The 21,564-nt window shown below is 36.6% G+C and carries 24 protein-coding genes and 1 riboswitch; of the genes, 12 read left to right on the top strand and 12 right to left on the bottom strand.

The features are described 5' to 3' along the window. Positions 1-288: 288 nt before the first annotated feature. The gene (gene pckA, locus NSS97_RS24145; protein WP_002089118.1) at positions 289-1,875 is read right to left on the bottom strand and encodes a phosphoenolpyruvate carboxykinase (ATP); all 1,587 of its coding nucleotides are present in this window, start codon (positions 1,873-1,875) and stop codon (positions 289-291) included. 228 nt (positions 1,876-2,103) lie between these two features. Then, positions 2,104-2,225: riboswitch (SAM riboswitch) on the top strand. Between the two features lie 169 nt (positions 2,226-2,394). Between pckA and metK the strand changes: the two genes are divergently transcribed. Beyond that, on the top strand, positions 2,395-3,594 hold the full coding sequence (gene metK / locus NSS97_RS24140) for a methionine adenosyltransferase (protein ID WP_002015707.1): 1,200 nt from the start codon (positions 2,395-2,397) through the stop codon (positions 3,592-3,594). A gap of 127 nt (positions 3,595-3,721) precedes the next feature. Here metK and NSS97_RS24135 read toward each other — a convergent pair whose 3' ends face one another. Then, the gene (locus tag NSS97_RS24135) at positions 3,722-3,904 is read right to left on the bottom strand and encodes a hypothetical protein (RefSeq protein ID WP_002067721.1); all 183 of its coding nucleotides are present in this window, start codon (positions 3,902-3,904) and stop codon (positions 3,722-3,724) included. Positions 3,905-3,910: 6 nt separating this feature from the next. Then, positions 3,911-4,090, bottom strand: coding sequence for a hypothetical protein (locus NSS97_RS24130; protein ID WP_107887331.1), 180 nt, complete (start codon positions 4,088-4,090; stop codon positions 3,911-3,913). 238 nt (positions 4,091-4,328) lie between these two features. Here NSS97_RS24130 and NSS97_RS24125 point away from each other — a divergent pair, with 238 nt between their 5' ends. Further along, positions 4,329-4,838, top strand: a complete 510-nt coding sequence (locus NSS97_RS24125) for a MogA/MoaB family molybdenum cofactor biosynthesis protein (protein WP_016135509.1) — start codon at positions 4,329-4,331, stop codon at positions 4,836-4,838. Next, a complete protein-coding gene (locus tag NSS97_RS24120) occupies positions 4,835-5,434 on the top strand; it encodes a molybdenum cofactor guanylyltransferase (protein ID WP_341114197.1) in 600 nt (199 codons plus the stop codon). The genes NSS97_RS24125 and NSS97_RS24120 overlap by 4 nt, the downstream gene beginning before the upstream one ends. Positions 5,435-5,716: 282 nt before the next feature. Here the strand turns inward: NSS97_RS24120 and NSS97_RS24115 are convergent, their stop codons facing one another. From NSS97_RS24115 to NSS97_RS24105, 3 genes are all read right to left on the bottom strand, one after another. Next, positions 5,717-6,859, bottom strand: coding sequence for a glycosyltransferase family 4 protein (locus tag NSS97_RS24115; RefSeq protein ID WP_044443951.1), 1,143 nt, complete (start codon positions 6,857-6,859; stop codon positions 5,717-5,719). A gap of 12 nt (positions 6,860-6,871) precedes the next feature. Further along, entirely contained in the window at positions 6,872-7,405 is a 534-nt protein-coding gene (locus NSS97_RS24110; RefSeq protein WP_002067733.1) for a phosphatase PAP2 family protein, read from the bottom strand. A 145-nt stretch (positions 7,406-7,550) separates the two neighbouring features. Continuing rightward, on the bottom strand, positions 7,551-8,063 hold the full coding sequence (locus NSS97_RS24105; RefSeq protein WP_107887332.1) for a gamma carbonic anhydrase: 513 nt from the start codon (positions 8,061-8,063) through the stop codon (positions 7,551-7,553). Positions 8,064-8,137: 74 nt separating this feature from the next. On the opposite strand from NSS97_RS24105, the gene NSS97_RS24100 reads away from it, so the two are divergent. Both NSS97_RS24100 and NSS97_RS24095 read left to right on the top strand, forming a co-directional pair. After that, positions 8,138-8,941 (top strand): alpha/beta hydrolase, encoded by an 804-nt coding sequence (locus NSS97_RS24100; protein ID WP_002167521.1) that lies wholly within the window; start codon positions 8,138-8,140, stop codon positions 8,939-8,941. A 37-nt stretch (positions 8,942-8,978) separates the two neighbouring features. Beyond that, complete coding sequence (locus NSS97_RS24095) at positions 8,979-10,043, top strand: tetraprenyl-beta-curcumene synthase family protein (RefSeq protein WP_113734057.1); 1,065 nt, start codon at positions 8,979-8,981, stop codon at positions 10,041-10,043. A 153-nt stretch (positions 10,044-10,196) separates the two neighbouring features. Here the strand turns inward: NSS97_RS24095 and NSS97_RS24090 are convergent, their stop codons facing one another. From NSS97_RS24090 to NSS97_RS24065, 6 genes are all read right to left on the bottom strand, one after another. Next, positions 10,197-11,498: a PepSY domain-containing protein gene (locus NSS97_RS24090; RefSeq protein ID WP_107887333.1), complete on the bottom strand. Its 1,302-nt coding sequence runs from the start codon at positions 11,496-11,498 to the stop codon at positions 10,197-10,199. 155 nt (positions 11,499-11,653) lie between these two features. Then, entirely contained in the window at positions 11,654-12,328 is a 675-nt protein-coding gene (locus NSS97_RS24085; protein WP_341114193.1) for an aspartate/glutamate racemase family protein, read from the bottom strand. Between the two features lie 24 nt (positions 12,329-12,352). Next, positions 12,353-13,033, bottom strand: coding sequence for a hypothetical protein (locus NSS97_RS24080; protein WP_002067629.1), 681 nt, complete (start codon positions 13,031-13,033; stop codon positions 12,353-12,355). Between the two features lie 18 nt (positions 13,034-13,051). Next, positions 13,052-13,885 carry an ATP-binding cassette domain-containing protein gene (locus NSS97_RS24075; RefSeq protein ID WP_107887335.1) on the bottom strand — a complete coding sequence of 278 codons (834 nt, stop codon included), beginning with the start codon at positions 13,883-13,885 and terminating at the stop codon, positions 13,052-13,054. Positions 13,886-14,000: 115 nt separating this feature from the next. Further along, positions 14,001-14,573: a class I SAM-dependent methyltransferase gene (locus NSS97_RS24070; RefSeq protein WP_107887336.1), complete on the bottom strand. Its 573-nt coding sequence runs from the start codon at positions 14,571-14,573 to the stop codon at positions 14,001-14,003. Then, the gene (locus NSS97_RS24065; protein WP_002167527.1) at positions 14,570-15,529 is read right to left on the bottom strand and encodes a TIGR01212 family radical SAM protein; all 960 of its coding nucleotides are present in this window, start codon (positions 15,527-15,529) and stop codon (positions 14,570-14,572) included. Before NSS97_RS24065 ends, NSS97_RS24070 begins: the two co-directional genes overlap by 4 nt. A gap of 111 nt (positions 15,530-15,640) precedes the next feature. Here NSS97_RS24065 and NSS97_RS24060 point away from each other — a divergent pair, with 111 nt between their 5' ends. The 7 genes from NSS97_RS24060 (at position 15,641) to NSS97_RS24030 (ending at position 21,564) form a co-directional block, all read left to right on the top strand. Continuing rightward, the gene (locus tag NSS97_RS24060; protein ID WP_002089099.1) at positions 15,641-15,904 is read left to right on the top strand and encodes a YtzC family protein; all 264 of its coding nucleotides are present in this window, start codon (positions 15,641-15,643) and stop codon (positions 15,902-15,904) included. 15 nt (positions 15,905-15,919) lie between these two features. Beyond that, positions 15,920-16,069 carry a hypothetical protein gene (locus tag NSS97_RS24055; RefSeq protein ID WP_001129345.1) on the top strand — a complete coding sequence of 50 codons (150 nt, stop codon included), beginning with the start codon at positions 15,920-15,922 and terminating at the stop codon, positions 16,067-16,069. A gap of 136 nt (positions 16,070-16,205) precedes the next feature. Next, positions 16,206-17,228, top strand: coding sequence for a DUF418 domain-containing protein (locus NSS97_RS24050; protein WP_107887337.1), 1,023 nt, complete (start codon positions 16,206-16,208; stop codon positions 17,226-17,228). A 248-nt stretch (positions 17,229-17,476) separates the two neighbouring features. Next, a complete protein-coding gene (locus NSS97_RS24045; RefSeq protein ID WP_107887338.1) occupies positions 17,477-18,238 on the top strand; it encodes an ATP-binding cassette domain-containing protein in 762 nt (253 codons plus the stop codon). 17 nt (positions 18,239-18,255) lie between these two features. Next, complete coding sequence (locus NSS97_RS24040) at positions 18,256-20,115, top strand: ABC transporter permease (RefSeq protein ID WP_341114189.1); 1,860 nt, start codon at positions 18,256-18,258, stop codon at positions 20,113-20,115. A 345-nt stretch (positions 20,116-20,460) separates the two neighbouring features. Further along, positions 20,461-21,027 (top strand): tyrosine-type recombinase/integrase, encoded by a 567-nt coding sequence (locus NSS97_RS24035; RefSeq protein WP_002143468.1) that lies wholly within the window; start codon positions 20,461-20,463, stop codon positions 21,025-21,027. Positions 21,028-21,066: 39 nt separating this feature from the next. Continuing rightward, positions 21,067-21,564: a cation:proton antiporter regulatory subunit gene (locus NSS97_RS24030; RefSeq protein ID WP_001026048.1), complete on the top strand. Its 498-nt coding sequence runs from the start codon at positions 21,067-21,069 to the stop codon at positions 21,562-21,564.

Raw genomic sequence — 21,564 nt, 5'->3', positions numbered from 1 at the left:
CCAGCGGTGGATAGAAGCGGTTAGGGCCTTTTTTAGTCCCATGCGGTGTGAAACTAGAAGGATGTAGTGAGTGGGGAATAGTTTGTGTGTTCGAAGCTGTGATTTGTATGTTGGTAAATTAAAGAATATATAGAAAGAAGCTTACGCGGAAAACGTAAGCTTCTTTTTTATGTAAGTGTGTGTAACCGTTAAGCCGCATTGGGTTTTGTCGGTGAGTACGCGGAACTTTACGGTTACACGACACTTATTCATATGAGTAAAAGGGTTATTCTAACAGAAAATTTGTAATTAAGCGATTGGACCGCCTAAGTTAATAATAGCTTCAGAAACGCTATCGAATTTTTTGAAGTTTTCTTTAAATTCGTTTGCAAGCTCAATTGCTTTCGCTTTGTAAGCATCTTTATCAGCCCAAGTTTGTTCAGGCATTAATACTTCATCAGGTACACCTGGAACATGACGAGGTACTTCAAGGCCAAAGATGTCGTGTTTTGCAGTTTCAGCTTTAGCAAGTTCACCGCTTAGTGCTGCTTGAATCATTGCACGAGTGTAACCTAAGTTCATACGTTTACCAACGCCGTATTCGCCACCAGTCCAGCCAGTGTTTACTAAGAATACTTTCGCATCATGTTTCTCGATTTTTTCACCAAGCATTTCAGCATAACGAGATGCATCAAGCGGTAAGAACGGTGAACCGAAGCAAGTAGAGAATGTAGCTTGCGGAGATGTAACACCGCGCTCTGTTCCTGCTAGCTTACTAGTGTAACCGCTTAAGAAATGGTACATAGCTTGCTCTTTTGATAACTTACTGATTGGAGGCAATACGCCAGATGCATCAGCAGTTAAGAAAATAATTGTATTTGGATGTCCTGCAACACTTGGCAGTACGATATTGTCAATCGCATGCATAGGGTATGCAGCACGTGTATTTTCTGTTAAAGTAGTATCGTTATAGTCAGCGATGCGTGTTTGACCATCAATGACAACGTTTTCTAAAACTGAACCAAATTTGATTGCATCGAAGATTTGTGGTTCTTTCTCATGAGAAAGGTTTACACATTTTGCATAGCAACCGCCTTCAATATTGAATACGCCGTTATCAGACCAACCGTGCTCATCGTCACCGATTAATTTACGGTTTGGATCAGCAGATAATGTTGTTTTGCCTGTTCCAGATAAACCGAAGAATAGTGCTACGTCGCCTTCTTCTCCTACGTTTGAAGAGCAGTGCATAGAAAGAATGTCTTGTTCAGGTAGTAAGAAGTTCATAATAGAGAAGATTGATTTTTTCATTTCTCCAGCGTATTCTGTACCACCGATTAGTACGATACGTTTTTCGAATGAAACCATAATGAATGCTTCAGAATTTGTACCGTCAATTGCTGGATCTGCTTTGAAGTTTGGTGCAGAAACAATTGTGAACTCTGATTCGTGAGTTGCTAATTCTTCTTCATTTGGACGAATAAATAATTGATGTACGAACAAATTATGCCATGCATATTCGTTAACAACTTGAATTGGTAGGCGATAGTTGCGATCAGCGCCAGCAAATCCTTTGAAGATGAATAACTCTTCTTTTTCTTTTAAGTATTCTAAAACTTTTATATATAATTTATTAAAATGTTCTTCAGAGATCGGTTGGTTCACGGCTCCCCAAGCAATTTTGTCAGCAACCGATGCTTCCTTCACAATAAATTTATCTTTAGGAGAACGTCCTGTGTATTTTCCTGTTGAAGCAGAAACGGCACCAGTAGAAGTTAATTTCCCTTCGTTTCGCATTAATACTTTTTCCACTAATTGCGGAACACTTAATTGAATCTGTGCATTGCTTCCGTTCAATAATTCATGTAAACCAATTTGGACATTCACAGTACTCATATTTATATACCATCCTTTTCATTTAATGAAATATTTCTCGTAATCCCCATCAATAGTATAACACAATTATATAAATAATGTATACTATTTATTTATTTTTGTTTGTGTGAATGTATCATTTCCCTATTAATATTTCATTCTATGGGTATTGAGAAAAACTTTCAGGAAAATGTGAATATTAATTGACAAATGAATATCATTTCTTTAGTATAGGTTGGGACGGATACTCTCTTATCCCGAGCTGGCGGAGGGACAGGCCCGATGAAGCCCAGCAACCTCACTTGTAGTGGTAAATACAGGTGAATAGGTGCTAAAACCTGTGCGAGGCTAACGGTCTCGAACGATAAGAGCAAAGGGCAAAAAGCAGTATGCAAGTAGCAAATTAAACCTTTCCTCTATGTTAAGTAGGAAAGGTTTTTCTGTATGCTTGTGTGGGAGAATAAATGTATGTCGCAGTTTGTGGCAAATTAAGGATGAGTTCCGTACAATATATACAATTACTGTAGGGAGGTTTACCACATGACAAAAAAACGTCATCTGTTCACATCTGAGTCTGTAACTGAAGGACATCCAGATAAAATTTGTGACCAAATTTCTGATTCAATTTTAGATGCGATCTTAGCAAAGGACGCAAATGCACGTGTAGCTTGTGAAACAACTGTAACAACTGGTTTAGTATTGGTAGCGGGGGAAATTACGACTTCTACTTACGTAGATATTCCAAAAATCGTTCGTGAAACAATTCAAGGCATTGGTTACACACGCGCAAAATACGGATTCGATGCAGAAACTTGTGCAGTTTTAACATCTATCGATGAGCAATCTGCTGACATCGCTATGGGTGTTGACCAAGCACTAGAAGCACGCGAAGGTCAAATGACTGACGCTGAGATTGAGGCAATTGGTGCGGGAGACCAAGGTTTAATGTTTGGCTTCGCATGTAATGAAACACAAGAATTAATGCCACTTCCAATCTCGCTTGCTCACAAATTAGCTCGTCGTTTAACTGAAGTACGTAAAGATGACACATTATCATACTTACGTCCGGATGGAAAAACGCAAGTTACAGTTGAGTATGATGAAAATGGTAAACCTGTACGTGTGGATACAATTGTAATTTCTACACAACATCATCCAGATGTTACGTGGGAAGAAATCGATCGCGATTTAAAAGAGCACGTAATTAAAGCTGTAGTTCCAGCAGAATTAATGGATGGAGAAACGAAATTCTTCATTAACCCAACTGGCCGCTTCGTAATTGGTGGACCACAAGGTGATGCTGGTTTAACAGGACGTAAAATCATCGTTGATACTTACGGTGGATACGCTCGCCATGGCGGTGGTGCATTCTCTGGTAAAGATGCAACGAAAGTTGACCGTTCTGCAGCATATGCAGCTCGTTATGTTGCGAAAAACATCGTAGCAGCTGGTCTTGCTGACAAAGCAGAAGTACAACTTGCATACGCAATTGGCGTAGCACAACCAGTATCAATTTCAGTTGATACATTAGGCACTGGTAAAGTATCTGAAGACGTATTAGTAGAACTAGTTCGTAACAACTTCGATCTTCGCCCAGCTGGTATTATTAAAATGCTAGACTTACGTCGCCCAATTTACAAACAAACAGCAGCTTACGGCCACTTCGGACGTACTGATGTAGATCTTACATGGGAACGTACAGACAAAGCAGCTACTTTAAAAGAGCAAGCTGGTCTATAATATATGAAAAAAAAGCTTTGCGCGTGTCGCAAAGCTTTTTTTATTTGGTTTTATCCCGCATTAACTGCCCGTAAAAGCCCGGTTGGTTCAACTAATAATCAGTGGGGAAGAACAAAATCCCCACTGATTAAAGTTTCACTTTATTTACTACTTGAATGCAAGAACTACAATAAACTTCCCCGTCTAGCTCAATATACTTCTTCATATTTGTCATACCACTTGCCGGAAATGGCATATGAATCCACGCTTTTTCATACGTTTGTATTTCCTTTTCACATGATTTACAAAGGATTGGTTTCTTACGGAACATAGACGGTCACCTTTTCAGTTGGCGTGCTTTTCCTGCGCAAAAAGCACTGCTCAGTAAAAATAGCGTTGCGAATATAATACTCACTAATGTGGCGTATGGAATTGCTCCTTTTAGAGAAAAACCGACAGTGATGGAAGCAACAAATAAGAGGAGGAATGTTGTTGTTAATTTTTTGTATAGTTCCATAGTGAGTGAACCTCCAAATTATTTTGTAATTTAAAATGAAATCTACTATGTAGAAAATATAAGGGGATTTAAAGAGTAGCTAATGGTGTGTAGTCCAGGCGTATAAGAAAGTACATTTTCCTTTTTGTGGTCGTATATACTTATATTGTATCACGGTGCATCATTGGCTTCATACATAATTGTGTAAAGATAGGTATGATAAAATGAAGAAAAGTCTTTAGGAAAGGAAAGATGAAAAATGAGCGTAACTGAACATAAAAAACAAGCTCCAAAAGAAGTGCGCTGCAAAATCGTGACGATTTCCGATACACGTACGGAAGAGACGGATAAGAGCGGACAACTATTACATGAATTATTAAAAGAAGCAGGACATAAAGTGACCTCTTATGAAATTGTGAAAGATGATAAAGAGAGTATTCAGCAGGCTGTGTTAGCTGGTTATCATAGGGAAGATGTTGATGTCGTGTTAACGAATGGCGGAACTGGTATTACGAAACGTGATGTAACGATTGAAGCAGTGTCAGCGTTATTAGATAAAGAAATTGTCGGGTTTGGTGAGTTGTTCCGCATGATTAGCTATTTAGAAGATATCGGAAGCAGCGCGATGTTAAGTAGAGCAATCGGCGGTACAATTGGGCGCAAAGTTGTCTTTTCAATGCCAGGGTCTAGCGGAGCAGTTCGCCTTGCGATGAACAAGTTAATTTTACCGGAATTAGGTCATATTACATTTGAGTTGCATCGTCAATGAAAATTGCAGGAATTGTATTAGCTGGCGGACAGTCTAGTCGTTTCGGAGAACCGAAAGCATTGGCGATTTGGAAGGGAACTACTTTTGTTGAGCATATTGTGCAAGTAATGGAAAGTATTTTGAAAGATGTTGTTGTTATTAGTCATACTGATATAAAAGAGAGAGTAGAGCGATTAGTACAAGTTCCAGTTATAGAAGATATGTCGCACTATAAAGGAAATGGGCCACTTGCTGGAATAGTGTCAGGAATGGAATACATAGATTCAGATTGGTATATTATCATGCCTTGTGATGCACCGAACGTTTCAAATGAATGGATTACCATTTTATTAGAGCAAACGAGCGATGAATATGATGCTGTTGTCCCTATTATTAATGGAAGAAAACAACCGTTACTTGCAGCGTATAATAAACGCGTGAAAGAAAAGATTTATGCTTTGCTTCAAGAAGAAAAAAGAAGTATGGGCCAGCTTTTATCACAATGTAATGTGAAATATATTGCTGGTGAAGATGTACAAGCGAATGTAGATTGGTTTATAAATGTGAATACGAAAGAAGAATATGTGCAGGCTCAAAAAGACCTTTCAAATGAATGAAAGGTTTTTTGATATACAGAAATTGGGGAACAATTGCTGTATAAAGGTATGTGAGTAAGTTGATTTTAAGGGGATTTCTTAAAATCACCATACAGTAAAAAACACTGTATAACCATATATTAATTTTTATGGGTTTTTATTACAAGTCTGTTTAGTTATGTATCTTTTTGTTATAATGAATATAGGAATAAAATGATATTTCACCTTATGTACCATTTGTTAAACTAAAATTTATAACTGTGTAATAAACTCCCTTCGTTTTTTGGAAGGGAGTTTTTTTGTTTAAGCGAGTAACCCTGATGCAGTGTGCTGAAGGACTTCTTCATATTGGTCAAGTAAGCCACGAAAGATCTCATCCCAGCTTTTTGATTTAGCATAAGACGAAGTTGCTATGCCCATTTGCATAAGTTGATCTTCATTTTGCAATAAAGAATTGATTGAGGATAGAAAGGAATCTGTATCTTTTGGTGGACAAAGAATTCCCGTTTTTCCATCTGTAATAATATTTTTAACCCCGCCACTATTTGCTCCGATGACAGGTGTACCGCATGCAAATGATTCAAGTACGACATTTCCGAACGTTTCAGTAGCTGATGGAAATACCATCATATGAGAACAAGCATATGCTTCAGCTAAATCCGTGCCTTGTAAATATCCAGTAAAGGTGACATTTGTTTTCGGAACAGCTTCACGCAAATTTGTTGCTAGAGGTCCATCTCCAGCGATGAGCCAATGAATATCGTCACGTTCTTTGTTTGTCGTTTGAATAAGTGTTTGAAGAGTATCGATATCTTTTTCAGGAGCAAGGCGCCCGACGTAGGAAAGAATATATTTCGCTGTAATATTATATTTTTTTCGGAATAGGTCTTTATTGTAAGTTGGATGAAAGAGAGTACAATCTACACCACGTCCCCAAATATAGAGCTGTTGAAATCCTTTTTTCTTTAATTGATGTAATGTTTCAGGAGAAGGAACAAAGTTTTTTTGCATATGACTATGAAACCACCTTAAATAGTTCCATAGCATATTGGAGAGAAATTCGATTTTGTAATAACGTAAATAGGCGTCAAAATCAGTATGATAAGAACCGACAACTGGGATATTTAACTTTTTGGCATAATATAACCCACAAAGTCCCATATTGAAAGGCGTAGCGATGTGAATGATATCAGGTTTAAAGGCAAGAAGTTCCCGCTTAATGCGCGGAGTAGGAAAAGAAAAGCGGCATTCTGGATATAATATTGTTAACGGGATACTTCTCATCTTGTTCACATTCGCTACGAAATTATCTTCAGCTGTATGCTGAGGGGCGAAAACAGAATAGGCGATCTTTTCTTTCTGAAAGTAACGTGTTAATCGTTCTAGTGTTTTCGCAACCCCGTTGACTTGTGGCGTAAAAGTATCGGTAAAAATGGCGACTCTCATCATATCACTCCTTTATGTGAAAAGTGGGATGAATTGATAAAAAGAGATGATGCCAGAGCAAGTGCCGAGGCACATGCCTACAAATACATCTGACGGATAATGAAGCCCTAAATAAATACGGGAAATACCGACGCATAATGCTAACGGTAATAGAAAAGCAAGCAAGTTTGGATTATAGCAAATAAATGGAATGAGGACAGAGAAAACAGCCGTTGTATGTCCGGATGGAAAAGAATGATCTTTTAATGGATGAACTGGATATTTCGCATCCTGAATTGTTAAATAAGGGCGTTTTCGTGGATACCATCTTTTTAATATTTGCACAGGAATATGACTAATTGTTAAAGAAATAGCAGTTGCAATTGCAGCTTGATGCAAATTCCCTGTTGCGAAAATTAAAAAGAATAGGGTAAGTGCAATGGAAAAACTTGCACCACCGATATGGGTAATATTGCTGAAAAAGATGTTTAATGTTTTTTGATCAAAGTAGCGATTAATTCCTTTGAAGATGTAACATTCTATTTTATATAGTCCACTGACCTTCATGAGATTTTTCCTCCCTCATTTACATATATATGGAGTTATTAACTTCTATTTTAATAAGATTTTATTGAGGGGATAATAAGGTTTTGTAAAGAAAAAGTTAGATTTTTTCATAAAAAAAGCTGCCAGTCTTATGGCAGCGATAAAATCACTTTTGTAACGATTTATAATATTGTCCTTTTTCAACGTATTGTGTGCGGATACGTTCCATATCTTTACGGTCTTCTTCTGTTAATTCGCGAATGACCTTCGCAGGGCGACCGAAAGCTAACGTATTAGGAGGGATTTTCTTTCCTTGTGAAACGAGACTACCAGCACCGATGAAAGCTCCTTCACCAATTTCAGCGCCATCTAATATGATAGATCCCATTCCGATTAAAGCATCTTTTTCAATTTTGCAGCTATGTAAAATAACTTGATGCCCAACGGTAACGTCATCTTCTAAAATAAGAGGATACTGGGGGCTTTGGTGAAGTGTACATTGATCTTGTACATTTACTCTATTTCCAATTATCGTTGGTGATACATCACCGCGGATGACTGTATTAAACCAAATGCTAGATTCTTCGCCAATTGTCACATCGCCTGTAATGGTAACATAGTCAGCGATAAAAGCACTACTCGAAATTTTCGGATTTTTTTCTTTGTAAGGATATATCATGTAAAGCCTTCCTTTCCTAGAGACTAGTTTTAGTGTATCAAATTATGAGAAAGAGTGAAATGGAGGAGGTCCGTATGTGGAATTATGAAGCAGAGGAAGCGAAAGCTGTAGTCGTTATCGTGCACGGCGCAATGGAATATCACGGACGTTACGAAGCTATAGCAGAAATGTGGAATCATATCGGCTACCACGTTGTGATGGGAGACCTTCCATCACATGGAACGACTTCGAGAAATAGAGGACATATTGATTCATTTGATGAATATATAGAGGAAGTTAAATTATGGGTGAAAGAGGCAAGGAAGTATCGATTACCTATTTTTATATTTGGTCATAGTATGGGTGGTCTTATTGTCATTCGTATGATGCAAGAAACGAAGAGAGAAGATGTAGATGGTATTATTTTAAGTTCACCATGTTTAGGTGTATTAACTGGACCTTCTGCTCCGCTTCGAGCTGCCTCAAAAATATTAAATGTTGTTGCTCCAAAATTGCAATTTGCAACGAATCTTACAGTGGAAATGTCAACTCGTAATCATGAAGTGAGAGATGCGATGGAGAATGATTCATTGTTCTTGCGCAAAGTATCAGTACGTTGGTATAGTGAATTGATTAAGTCTATCGAAATTGCGCATAAAAAAATAGGCGATTTTCCAGACGTTCCACTCTTGCTAATGCAGGCTTGTGAGGATAAACTTGTAGATAAAATACGTGTCCGTACTTGGTTTGATAATGTTAAAATAAGTGATAAGGCTTTTAAAGAATGGCCGAATTGTTATCATGAGTTATTAAATGAGTATGAGCGTGATGAAATTTTGAATTATATTCAGTCATTTACTGAAATACGCATCAATAACATAATAGAAACAAATAAGTAAATTATTTGTACATTGAATAGAGGAGATGAAGGAAGAAGTGAACGTACCGAGTAATCCCATAACGCTCATGGCGAAAGTATACCGTGATGTGTTTCCGGTAGTACACCATGAGCTAGCGATGTGGAAAGAGCGTGCCTACCATATTCCGAATGACGAGCTTCATAGTCAGGCAATCGCAAGTATTGAGAATAAAACGTTTCATTGCGAGGGCGGTGGCATTTTAGCGCTACTAGCAAATGAACACCGAGAGGAATGTATTCGTTTTATCGTAGCTTATCAAACGATTAGCGACTATTTAGATAATTTATGTGATCGTAGTACATCACTTGACCCGAAAGACTTTGCGGCTCTTCATGAGTCGATGGTAATGGCATTAAGCCCTGAAGTTGAAGGGGGCGGTAACTATTATCGTTATCGTGATGATCAAGATGATGGTGGTTATTTAGATGAGCTTGTTGAAACATGTCAGGATGTTTTAAAGAAAACGAAGCATTATGATAAAATTGCTCCAATTCTTCATGAACTTGCTTGTTATTATTGTGATTTGCAAATTCATAAACACGTGAAGTTAGAAGAAAGAGAACCACGCTTAAAAACATGGTTTGAAGCGCATAAAGAAAATTTACCACCGATGAGTTGGTTTGAATTTTCAGCATGTGCGGGTTCGACGCTTGGAATTTTCTGTCTTGTCGCATATGCATTTCATGATGAATTACATGATGAAGATATTGTGAAAATTAGACAAGGGTATTTTCCATACGTACAAGGACTTCACATTTTACTTGATTATTTCATCGATCAAGAAGAAGACCGTATCGGCGGAGATTTGAATTTCTGTAGTTATTATGAAAACGAGCAAGCTATATTAGATCGTATGAAACATTTTGTAGAAGAAGCAGAGAAGAGCATTGGTGATTTGCCTCATGCAAAGTTTCATCGTCTCATAAGCCGAGGATTACTTGGTATTTATTTATCAGATCAAAAAGTATCAGCGCAAAAGAATATGCACAAAATGGCACGGCGCATTGTAAAATACGGAGGGCTCACTTCACGATTCTTCTACTGGAACGGGAAGATGTACCGAAAGAAAATGGCGCAGTGATGAAGAGACCATCTCAAAAGGTATTTTGGGATGGTCTTTTCCTATTGTCGTATTTTGTAGTTAAGTCGATATAATTTCATGTGCTGTTGCAATTTTGCTCCATAATGAAAAAGGGACAGTCCAAAATTAGATTTTTTGGACTGTCCCTTTTTACTATGATCGTATTTTTAAAAATACATATATGAGAAGTTCAATCGCGAGAATAACTAAAACAGATAGTCCGAATAAAGGCATGACAGCGCCTAGTATAACCATCATGATAAAGAAAACGAATGTACTCTTCTTATCTCTTTGCTTAGGAGGTGCTGCTAATTTTCCTTTCGGTTTTCTCGCTAACCACATTTTTACTCCGTAATAAATAAGAAGTAATAAAGATAACGTGGTTAGTAAGCATAATATTTTATTTGGCCATCCGAATAAATGTCCTTCGTGAAGTGGGATACCGTAAGTAAACCATTGTGCAAATAATCCATAATCACGATAGTCCGTTTTCGAAATAAGTTCTCCGCTATATTGATCAAAATAAGCTGTTATTTCTTCATTTGGTGCGACATGCATACCCGTAATACCGGAACCGCTTGATTTCGAAACGGTGAATACACCTTTCGGATCAGCCGGTAGTGAGATAACATATGGCTTCTTTATTTCAATTCCTTTTTGTAATTCATCGACAGAAATTGCTTTTGGTTCATTTGAATTCGATTCAGGAGGAGCTTCTTTTCTTGTTGCCCAGGGTAATTCTTTTACCTTTGATTCAGGCGGTGCCATATACAACTTTGGATATCCAATCGATTCATTCGACGATGCGATTTTATAAATTTGGTTACCCATAAATCCTGACCACGGCAATCCAGATGCGACTAACAAAACGAGTGGAATTGTAAATATAATACCGATAATAGAATGACGTCGTTTTGCTTTTTCTCGCTTATTGGATGCTGGTGTGTTTTTGAACTGGCGTATACTCATATACAACCCAGTAAAAATTAAAAAGATTGTCCAGCATGCCGCAAGCTCTACAATGTAGTTAACGACAGTACCACCAACTAAAAGAGAACTATGTAATTCCCTCATTATATTGGCAAACGTTTCACTTGCATTTTGATCTCCAACAATTTGATTATTGCTATCTAAATACACATATTTTTGTTGCCCAGTATATTCATTAGCAATGGTAAGTCTCGTATTATAATCCCCATTAAACTCACTAATTTTCGTCACGCTATAATGCGGATATTTTTTCTCTGTTAAGAAAAGCGAATCAGCCATCGAAATAGACTCTGTTTGGGCGCTCTTCCCAAAATATAAATCTTTATAGATGAAATCTTCAACCTCTTCACGAAATAAATACCCAATTCCGCTCAGTGACAAAGTAATAAGAAGCGGCGTAATAAAAAGCCCGGCATAAAAATGCCAACGCCAAAAAATATAATGAAGCGAACGATTTTGTTTCATACGACAGTTCCCCTAACCTTCCCTATATGAATAAACTACTTATTTAATATAGCGAGATTAAGTGTGATTACTTTGAAAGAATTGTGAAAAAAGTTAAAAGTTTTGGGGATTTTTATCAAATACAAAGCACATTTCAAAAGGGATGTGTTCTATGTTTATGAAGACCTTTTTATATTTGATGCATAGATCCTAACAACTGCTTTCGCAAGACATTGAGCGGAATCAACGAAGTCCTCACTCACCACCACATTCAAATCGGTACATGCGATAATAGCGGTATCTACTTCGTCTTTTAACTGTAAAACGAGCAGACTCCATAATTTGCGAGCTTCCTCAATTTCTCCGCCTTTAATACGAGTAATAATTTGATTAATCATTTCTTGCCATTGTTCATTATGAATGTACTCTATATCACGTTTTGTAATTCCATCTTGGTAAATACTTGCTTGAACAGTCGCTTCTGTTGCAAGAAGAGCGACTCTTTTTGTATTTTCAGGAATTGCTTTTAACGTCTCATCGACTATATTCAAAATAGGAATGGTAATAGAACGCTGTAATTCCTCGAAATAAAGATGCGCTGTATTACATGGCATTGCGATGAAATCTACACCAGTACTTTCAAGTTTTTGCGCTCCTTCAATAATCGCTTTTTTCATCGCCGCATGATCAATAGGGCGATCCATATAAAACGGTGTTGGGCACGAATAAATCATCATATGAGGAAAGTCCATATCATGCGTTGCTCCATATATTGTTTGGCACTCTGCTACAACTGTATCGACGAATGGTCCGGTTGATTTTGGACCCATTCCTGCTAGTATTCCAATCATTGTTTAGTCCCCTTTAATATGTAATCAAAAACGTTTTCTGCGAACGAGAAAAAGAAATAAAGTAAGTAATAAAAATGAATATACGATAGCCCAAGCTGTAAGCCATAGAGTATGAGTAAGTATATTATATTTGTATTGTCCAAGCATTATAAAGCTTTCGACAGGTGGTAAAAACCATAGTAACTCTTTTTTTAACCGGATTGAGGCAATCGTCATAAGTAATATAAATGTAAGACTAAGCCAAGCGGTGCTTGCTTTCTGAATAATATTTCTAGTAAATAATGTTGCGATTGAAATTCCTAGTATAGATAAAGACATGTGAGCGAGAAATCCGACTAGAAATAAAGAAGCTGTCATTTTTTCATTAAACATTTGCAAAATAATTGGATAGATTACGGATATAAAAGATAAAACAGTACAAATAAGAAGAGCCGTAATATATTTACCAACGTATAATGCCGAAATATTATTTGTATGTGAAATAGTGATTTGTTCTTGTACAGGATCTTCAGTATGAAAAATTGTGACTGTAATCCAGGCAGATAATAAATAAAGTGCGAGTGCTGTTTCTAAGTATGTCGGTACAATGGGAGTTGGTTTATATGTATATACAAAAAGTAAGCTTATGCAGTACATCGCAATAGGAGGAATGTACTTATACGATTTTGTGTAGTCGAGAAAATGGTAACGAATAAGCGCAAACATAATAAACCTTCTTTCGATTTAAAAATTAGGCTGTAGCAGTGTGATAGATGCTTTTTTATGTAATAAAAACTGAAGCATTTCGTTTGTATATTCCTTTTCGATTTGTAATTGAATGAGGTTTTGATTTGAATTGTGTGTAACTTGTATAAATCCTGATTGCTTTTGTAGTTCTATAGCTGAAAATGTTTCGTGAACAATTGCCTCAATATAGACCTGTTCTGTTGATTTTTGCACAGAGGTATCTTCCGCAATTGTATGATTTGCTAATGTCACAATTCTATCGGCGAAGTTTTCTAGTAGTTGTTTTTCGTGACATGTGAAGAGTATAGATATCCCTTGTTGTTTTAATGAGAGTAAAATATGCTCTAATTCTTGCTGAGAGTTAGGGTCGAGCCCAGAAAGAGGTTCATCTAGAATTAATAAATCGACGTCAGTAAGTAATGCTTGCATAATGCCTGTTTTTTGTTTCATACCTTTTGAAAAGTTTCGTACAACGTAATGCTTTGCATGATGTAGATGAAAAGATTCAAGGAGCATCGGAATTTTATTTCTTAAATATTTTGTTGATAAACCGTGAATATGGCCGAGATGATATAAATAATCCTCTAATGTAAAACGAATTCCTTCAGGAAAATGTTCAGGGACATAACCGATTTGTATATGTTCTTTTCTTTGAAGTGTCCCTGCCGTAGGTGGAATAAAGCCTGCAATTATTTTGAGTAAAGTACTTTTTCCAGTCCCGTTCCCACCAATAATAGCGAGTGCTTCTCCTTCTGGAATGGATAAATCGATGTTGTCTAGTATAAGTGATTTGCCATATTTCTTTTGAATTCCCTTTAGTTCTACTAGCAAAGTTCTATCCTTCTTTCTTCAAATATTGTATACATCCATTATATAGGAGAATAAGAAAAAGACGTGCAATGAGTGCACATCTTTTTTTGTTATGTTTTGTCGAATCGTTGATATCTTATCGTTTCTCAATCGCCACAATAAATGGTGGGTTATTTTGCTGGTTAATGAAGCCGTATCGCAAAACGTGAGCTTGTTTTTGGTCGAGTTCTTCTGCAAATTTGAGAACAGCGTCGCGTTCTACTTGTCCTTCTGGATGACCGTGATAAATAACAAGGACGATGATACCTTCAGGTGCCATTACTTCTAATAATTGCTCGATCGCCGAGATTGTTGAGTTCGGTTTTGTAACGATATGCTTGTCACCACCAGGCAGGTAACCTAAGTTGAAGATAGCGCCTGTTACTTTTCCTTTTGCGTCTTCTGGTAGTACGGATAAGAGTGTGTCGTGACTGTCGTGAACTAAAACAGTACGTTCGAAAAGTTTCTTTTCTTTTAGGTGGATAGTAGAGCTTTCAATTGCCTCTTTTTGAATATCAAATCCAAATACTTTTCCACTATCTCCAACGATTTCAGCTAGGAAGCAAGTATCATGTCCATTGCCGAGCGTTGCATCTACAGCGTAATCGCCTTCTTTTACTGCCGTTTGCAGCAGTGTGCGAGCAAACGGTAATACACGTTCTAATTTCATTTTTGTTTCTCCTCATTTGCATATTTTCCTTGCCAGCTTCCGCGGCGTACAAATTCTGCATCGATGGAATTTAATACTTCCCATTTATTTAAGCTCCACATCGGGCCAATCATTAAATCAGGCGGACCGTCACCTGTGATGCGGTGCACAATTACGTCTTCAGGAATAATTTCAAGTTGGTCAACAACGAGACTTACGTAATCTTCAAGAGAAAGGAATTCTAATTGACCTTTTTCATATTGCTTCACCATTGGCGTACCTTTTAATAAATGAAGTAAATGAATTTTAATTCCTTGTACGTCAAGTTTTGCTACTTCACGAGTTGTTTCCATCATCATGTCGTAATCTTCAAGGGGAAGACCGTTAATAATATGAGAGCAAACTCTAATGCCGTGTTTGCGTAATTTATTTACGCCTTCCACATAAGATGGATAATCGTGAGCACGGTTAATAAGATTTGCAGTACGTTCATGAACAGTTTGTAGTCCGAGTTCAACCCAAAGGTACGTACGTTTATTTAAGTCCGCTAAATATTCAACGACATCGTCTGGTAAACAATCTGGACGAGTTGCGATAGAAAGACCGACAACGTCTTTTTCTGCTAGAAGCGGTTCGAATTTTTCTTTTAACACTTCAAGTGGTGCATGTGTATTTGTGTAAGCCTGAAAATAAGCGATACATTTTCCGTCTTTCCACTTTGAGTGCATTTTTTCTTTCATTTCATGATATTGCGTTATAACATCATCGCGGCGATCGCCAGCGAAGTCACCAGATCCAGCAGCACTACAAAACGTGCAGCCGCCGTAAGCGACTGTACCGTCACGGTTCGGGCAATCGAAGCCAGCATCTAATGAAACTTTAAAGATTTTTTCACCAAATTCATTTCGTAAGTGGTAATTCCATGTATGATAACGTTTATTGTCATTTGTATATGGAAAAGGGTTTTGAACCTTCATTATTTTCCCTCCTAAGACGAGTCAAAATGAAACAAAATCCATTATAACATACTCATAAGGTTCATATGGAAGGGACACACTAAAGGGGAATTGAAGCAAGGAGGGACAATTATGGCAGAGCGTCAATCACTTGAAGAGTATATTACACAGGCAGAACAAGCGGTGGAATATGCGAAAGAACAATTAGACCAAGGCATGAGGCAGGAGCATTACAATACGATGGAGTATTCGGATGCTCAGTTGCAATTAGAACAAGCATATAATGATTTACAAACGATGCAACAACATGCGAATGATGAGCAACGTGAGCAATTAAATAGAGCACGTATGGCAATTCGCCAATTGCAACATCAAATGATTATTACACCGCACTAATAAGGAGTGAATGTAATGGCGAAACGTTCAGATCAAAATAATCCAGAGCAAAAAACGCAAAATGGACATAACGCTGAGTTTTCAAATGAACTTGATCCAGTTGTTCAAGTGAAACAGCGTAATAGTAAAAAGGGACAACCTCAAAGATCAAAGCAATCAGAGTAAACCAGGTCGCAATATGACCTGGTTTTATTTTGCTATATGACAATAATGTAAGATTTCTGTAAGGTTTGCCGATAGTTGTAAGCTTACTTTTCCAGTAGAGTAAGGGAGGATTAAATTTTGGACAAGGAGTTGCTTTATGGGGAACAACATTACAAACAAACGAATTGATGAGTTAGATTACATTCGTGGCTTCGCATTACTGGGGATTATTTTAGTAAATATTCTAGCGCTACTGAATATTAAAGTGCCAGATCCTAATACAGTAGATGCTAGTTATCAAAGGTTTCTATACTTATTTGTGGAAGGTCGTTTCTTCTCGATTTTCTCATTCTTATTTGGAGTAGGATTCTACATCTTCATTACAAGAGCGATTGCGAAAGGGAAGAATGGATACGTTCTATTTCTACGCCGCGTAGTTGCACTATTTATTTTTGGTTTAATTCATCAAATGTTTCAGCCTGGAGAAGCACTAGCCTTATACGCAATTTGTGGATTAGTCGTTTTACCGTTTTATAAAGCGAAAAAAGAAGTGAATGTAGTACTCGGTCTTATTCTTACGGTAGCTTTTAGTATTATGGCAGCTAAGGAATTATTACCATTAGGTTTAATTTTATTAGGTCTTGCTGCAGGGCAGTATAAAGTGTTTGAAAACCTTTCAGCGAAAATCAAACAAGTCGCTATTTTTACAGGCATTATGTTTGTTTTAAGTGTAGTAGCTATATGGTATCAATATGGGCACGTTCCTGCTGAACCGTTCGTAAATATGATAATTATGAATGAAGATGGAACAATGGACGCTGCAGGTCAATTCTTAAAAATTGGTGTTACAGTTGGACCAATTATTTCAGCTTTCTATGTAGGAGCATTAATTTTATTACTTCAGTTAAAACCAGTTCAAGCATTGTTAGCTCCACTGAAATACTATGGTCGTATGGCTTTAACAAATTATATTGGACAAACTGCAATGATTTTAATTGCAGGCAGTGTATTTAACTTTGCAGGAAACTTAACGTACATGCAGACGCTATATGTGTGTATCGCAATTTATGCAATTCAAATTATTTTCAGTGTGATTTGGATGAAAATCTTTAAAATGGGTCCATTAGAATGGATTTGGCGTATTATTACGTATTGGACGGTAACGCCTTTAAAGAAATAAAGACAGAAATGGGCTGTTCCGCTTGTGGAATAGTCTATTTTTTTGTCAGTTTTTTGCGGTAAATCGCTAATGAAATTTTATCTACTAATGAAGAAAATGAATTTGTTTTTAAAAGGATAAAAGCTAAGCTTACACGCTCACCTTTTTTATATTACAAAAGTGTAAGGTAATTGTAATGTTAATAAATAGCAGTTCACCTCCAAAAGGCGCAAAATAGGTAATGGAAAAACAAGCGTAGGAGGATATATATGACGAAACCAGTTGTAGACGTGAAAAATGTTCAAAAAGTGTACGGTAAAAAAGGTGAGAACCAATCACAAGCGTTAAAAGGTGTTTCATTCTCAATTCAAGAGGGTGAATTTGTTGGTATTATGGGACCATCTGGTTCTGGTAAAACGACATTATTAAATGTAATTTCAACGCTTGATAAAGCAACGGGCGGCGTTGTTGAAATTGCGGGTACGGATATTACGAAAATGAAGCAAGGTGAGCTTTCTGATTTCCGTTCACAAAAATTAGGATTTATCTTCCAAGACTTTAACTTATTAGAGAACTTATCTATTTATGAAAACATCGCACTTCCACTTTCCCTTCAAGGTGTTTCATCACGTAATATTGGACCGAAAGTAGAAAAAGTAGCGGATATGCTAGGGATTACAGAAATTCTTCAAAAGTATCCATCTGAAGTATCTGGTGGACAAAAGCAGCGTTCAGCAGCAGCGCGCGCGCTTGTGCATGAGCCAGCAATTATTTTAGGGGACGAGCCAACAGGAGCTCTTGATTCGAAAAATGCAGCAAGTTTACTTGATGCGATGACAAACTTAAATGAAGAACAAGGCGTATCTATTATGATGGTTACGCATGATCCATATAGTGCAAGTTACTGTCAGCGTATTTTATTCATTCAAGATGGTGAGCTATATAAAGAAATTCACCGCGGTGGTACGCGTGAAGAATTTTATAAAGAAATTTTAGATGTACTTGCGGACTTAGGCACACAAAAAGCGTAAGAAGGGAGGTCTAGGGCATGTTATTTAAACTTTCCATGTCAGGGCTAAAGAGTAAGCTGAAAGATTATATTGTCTTACTTGTTGGTCTTGTCATGTCGATTTCAATTTTTTATATGTTCCAAACGTTAGCGCTGAATAAAGCGTTTATCGAATCCAATTCTGTTATTAAGTCTATTGGTTTCGTATTCCAAGCAGGTTCATTTTTATTAGCAATTATAACGTTCTTCTACATTTTATATGCAAACTCTTTCTTATTATCTCTTCGTCAAAAAGAGTTTGGTATGTACATGATGTTAGGTGCAAAAAAGCATAAAGTTACATTACTTATGTTTATTGAAACGATTGTATTAGGTGCTGCGTCTCTTGCGATTGGACTTACAGTTGGTGTAGGACTTGCAGAAGGTATCGGACAGTTATTAATGAAACAATTAGAATTTGCTGGTGAAGGCTATAAGGCATTTTATCTACCATCTATGACTGTTACTTGCATTTTCTTCTTTGCATTATTTGTATTATCAGCAATTATGAACAGTATTAAGTTATCACGTATTTCAGTACTGCAACTTGTACATGCGGATGCACAAACAGAGCGTGTTGCGGTAAAAGGAAAAATGACAGGTGTCGTTGCAATCCTTGCTGTTATTTTATTAGGAATTGGCTATGCATCAATGATTTACATGGAAAAACTAAGAGAAATGGGAATCCTTATTGCATTAATTACAACAACAACTGGTACTTACATGCTATTTGGATCACTTCTCCCAGTTATCATTAGAAAGTTAAAGAGTAATAAAAAGCGTAGTGAAAAAGGACTTAATGCTTTTACGTTTGCACAATTAAATTTCCGTATTAATAGCTTAACGAAAGTACTTGCAACGGTAGCGATGTTAGTTGCTCTTGGAGCGGGTGCAATTTCAGGTGGTATGGCGTTTAAAAATAACGTTATAAAAATGGTTGATGGTTTAGTAATATATGATTCAGTTATTCATAACCCAACAGCTGAAGAAAAGAAAATTTTAGATGGTATTCCATTTAAAGAGAAAAATGAATATCGTTACAAAGTTGATAATAAATACGTTTATTATGTAAAAGAAGATTTAGAGAAAAAACCTCCTTTCGTACAAGATACAAAACAGATGGAAAGTATGAAGGATTTAGGAAAAACAAAGAAAGTTTCAGAGGAACTACCAGTAGGTGCAGTTTCTAGAGAAATGAATGAAAAAGATGCGAACACTAAAGAACTTCCAGAAGAATGGGATGAGGCTTTCAGAACAATCCAACCATTTTACGTATATGAGAATCATGCAATTAAAATTGCAGATCAGAAAATGTACGATACTGTAAATGGTAAAGAAGGAATCGTAGTTACTGGAAAAACAGACGATTTTGTAGCATACACAAAAGAATGGAAAAAACTTGACGAGTTGCAGCTAGTTAAATATAAAAATGTAAAAGCTGAAAGATTAGATAGTAAATATCAATCTTACAATGGATTCTACGGCATTGCGAGTGGAACAGTATTTATGGGATTCTTCCTTGGAATTGCGTTCTTAGCAATGATGGCAAGTTGTTTAATGTTTAAAATTCTTTCTGGTGCATCAAAAGATATTACGCGTTATCAAATGCTTCGTAAAATCGGTGTGCGTCGTGAATTATTAACGAAATCAATTTATAAAGAGTTATTCTTAGTATTCTTATTCCCGGCAATTGTGGGTATTGCTCACGTATTAGTTGGTATGAATATTTTCGGATTTATTTTAATGGATCCTTACTTCCGTATTTGGGTACCAATCGTAATTTTCGTAGTTATTTATGCGATTTATTACTTCATTACAGTTCAATTGTATAAAGGAATTGTTCTTCCAAAAGAAGATTAATAGGTAAAAAGCCGAGTGAAAGTGCTCGGCTTTTTGTATTTTCAGAAAAAACACTTTAATGTTACTGAAATATATAATATAATGTAAATAAGTAACATAATATGAAAGTATCAGCAACCGAAAAATGAAAGGAGGAATCCGATCTGTAGAAAGAAGCTGAACTTGTACTCCCCCTATTTTTTCTACCCACACCGTATTTGTACAATCATAAATTTCCAAATGAAAAATTGTCGTAAGAGTATATTGTGAAAATAATGGATAATACATGGAAATCTCATAGCATGATAAGGTAAAATGGACAGGATAATGAGAAAATTACCGTTCATAAGATGAGGAGATACATGTATGGAAGTTGTAGAGGCATTAAAAGATATAAGCCAAATTGAGGCTATGAAAAAGTATTTAAAAGAGCACTCGCAGCGAGATTATCTTTTATTTGTTATTGGAATTAACACTGGATTAAAGATCACTGAGCTACTTAGTATGAAATTTGAAGAGGTATTAAATGAAGATAAGACTGTTAAAGAGTTTTATTCTCTTCCTGTGAAAGATGAAAAATTTAAACAAGATATTTATTTAAATACAAAAGTAAAAGAAGCCCTTTTAGATTACGTACAATCTATTGATGCTCAAAGAGAAAACTACGTATTTCAATCTAATAAAACGACAAATTCAATCTCACGCCAACAAGCATATCGTGTTATCCATAGCGCAGCTGAAGCGGTTGGGATTGTTGGAAAGATTGGAACGAATTCAATGCGAAAAACATTTGGATTTCATGCGTACAAAAGAGGAATAGCGATTGCGCTATTGCAAAAGCATTTTCATCACGCAACTCCATCAGAAACGCTCAAGTATTTAGGAATCTCAAAAGATGAGAAGTTTAAAACAGAGATTGATGTAGATTTGTAAAAGGAAAGAGCCGTAACTAAAAAATTAGGAGGCGGGAATATGAATATTAGAGAGAGTGAACTACCGGGCATTGGATGTAAATTCGAAGTGATAACAAAAGGTAATGAAAAAATGGTTATCGTTATTCATGATGATGGCCGAAGAGAAATGTATCATTTTGATGCGGATCACGATGAGAGTATTTCAAGCATTTCTCTTCGTGATTCTGAAGCGAGACAAATTGCGGCTATATTAGGCGGAATGGTATATAGGCCGCAAGCGCTAGACACAATTGAGATGGCTTTTGAAGGATTATCAATTGAATGGTTTAAGGTGGAGAATAATGCACCAGTAGTACAACAAACAATTGGTAGCTTACATGTCAGAAAAACGTATAACGTAACGATTATTGCTATTTTGAAAAAGAATATGAAGAAATTCTTTAATCCAGGTCCAGACTCTATTATTGAAGCTGGCGATATGCTCGTATTGTCGGGTGAAAGACATGAAGTGAAAAGAATTATTAATGAATTGCTTTCAGCAGGAGGTGATTCCTAA

Origin of the sequence: Bacillus sp. FSL R12-0074 (assembly GCF_038005725.1) — a bacterium.
In the GTDB taxonomy this organism is placed as follows: domain Bacteria; phylum Bacillota; class Bacilli; order Bacillales; family Bacillaceae_G; genus Bacillus_A; species Bacillus_A mycoides.
Note: the sequence above shows the minus strand (reverse complement) of the source record. Positions and strands in the feature narration are given on the sequence as shown.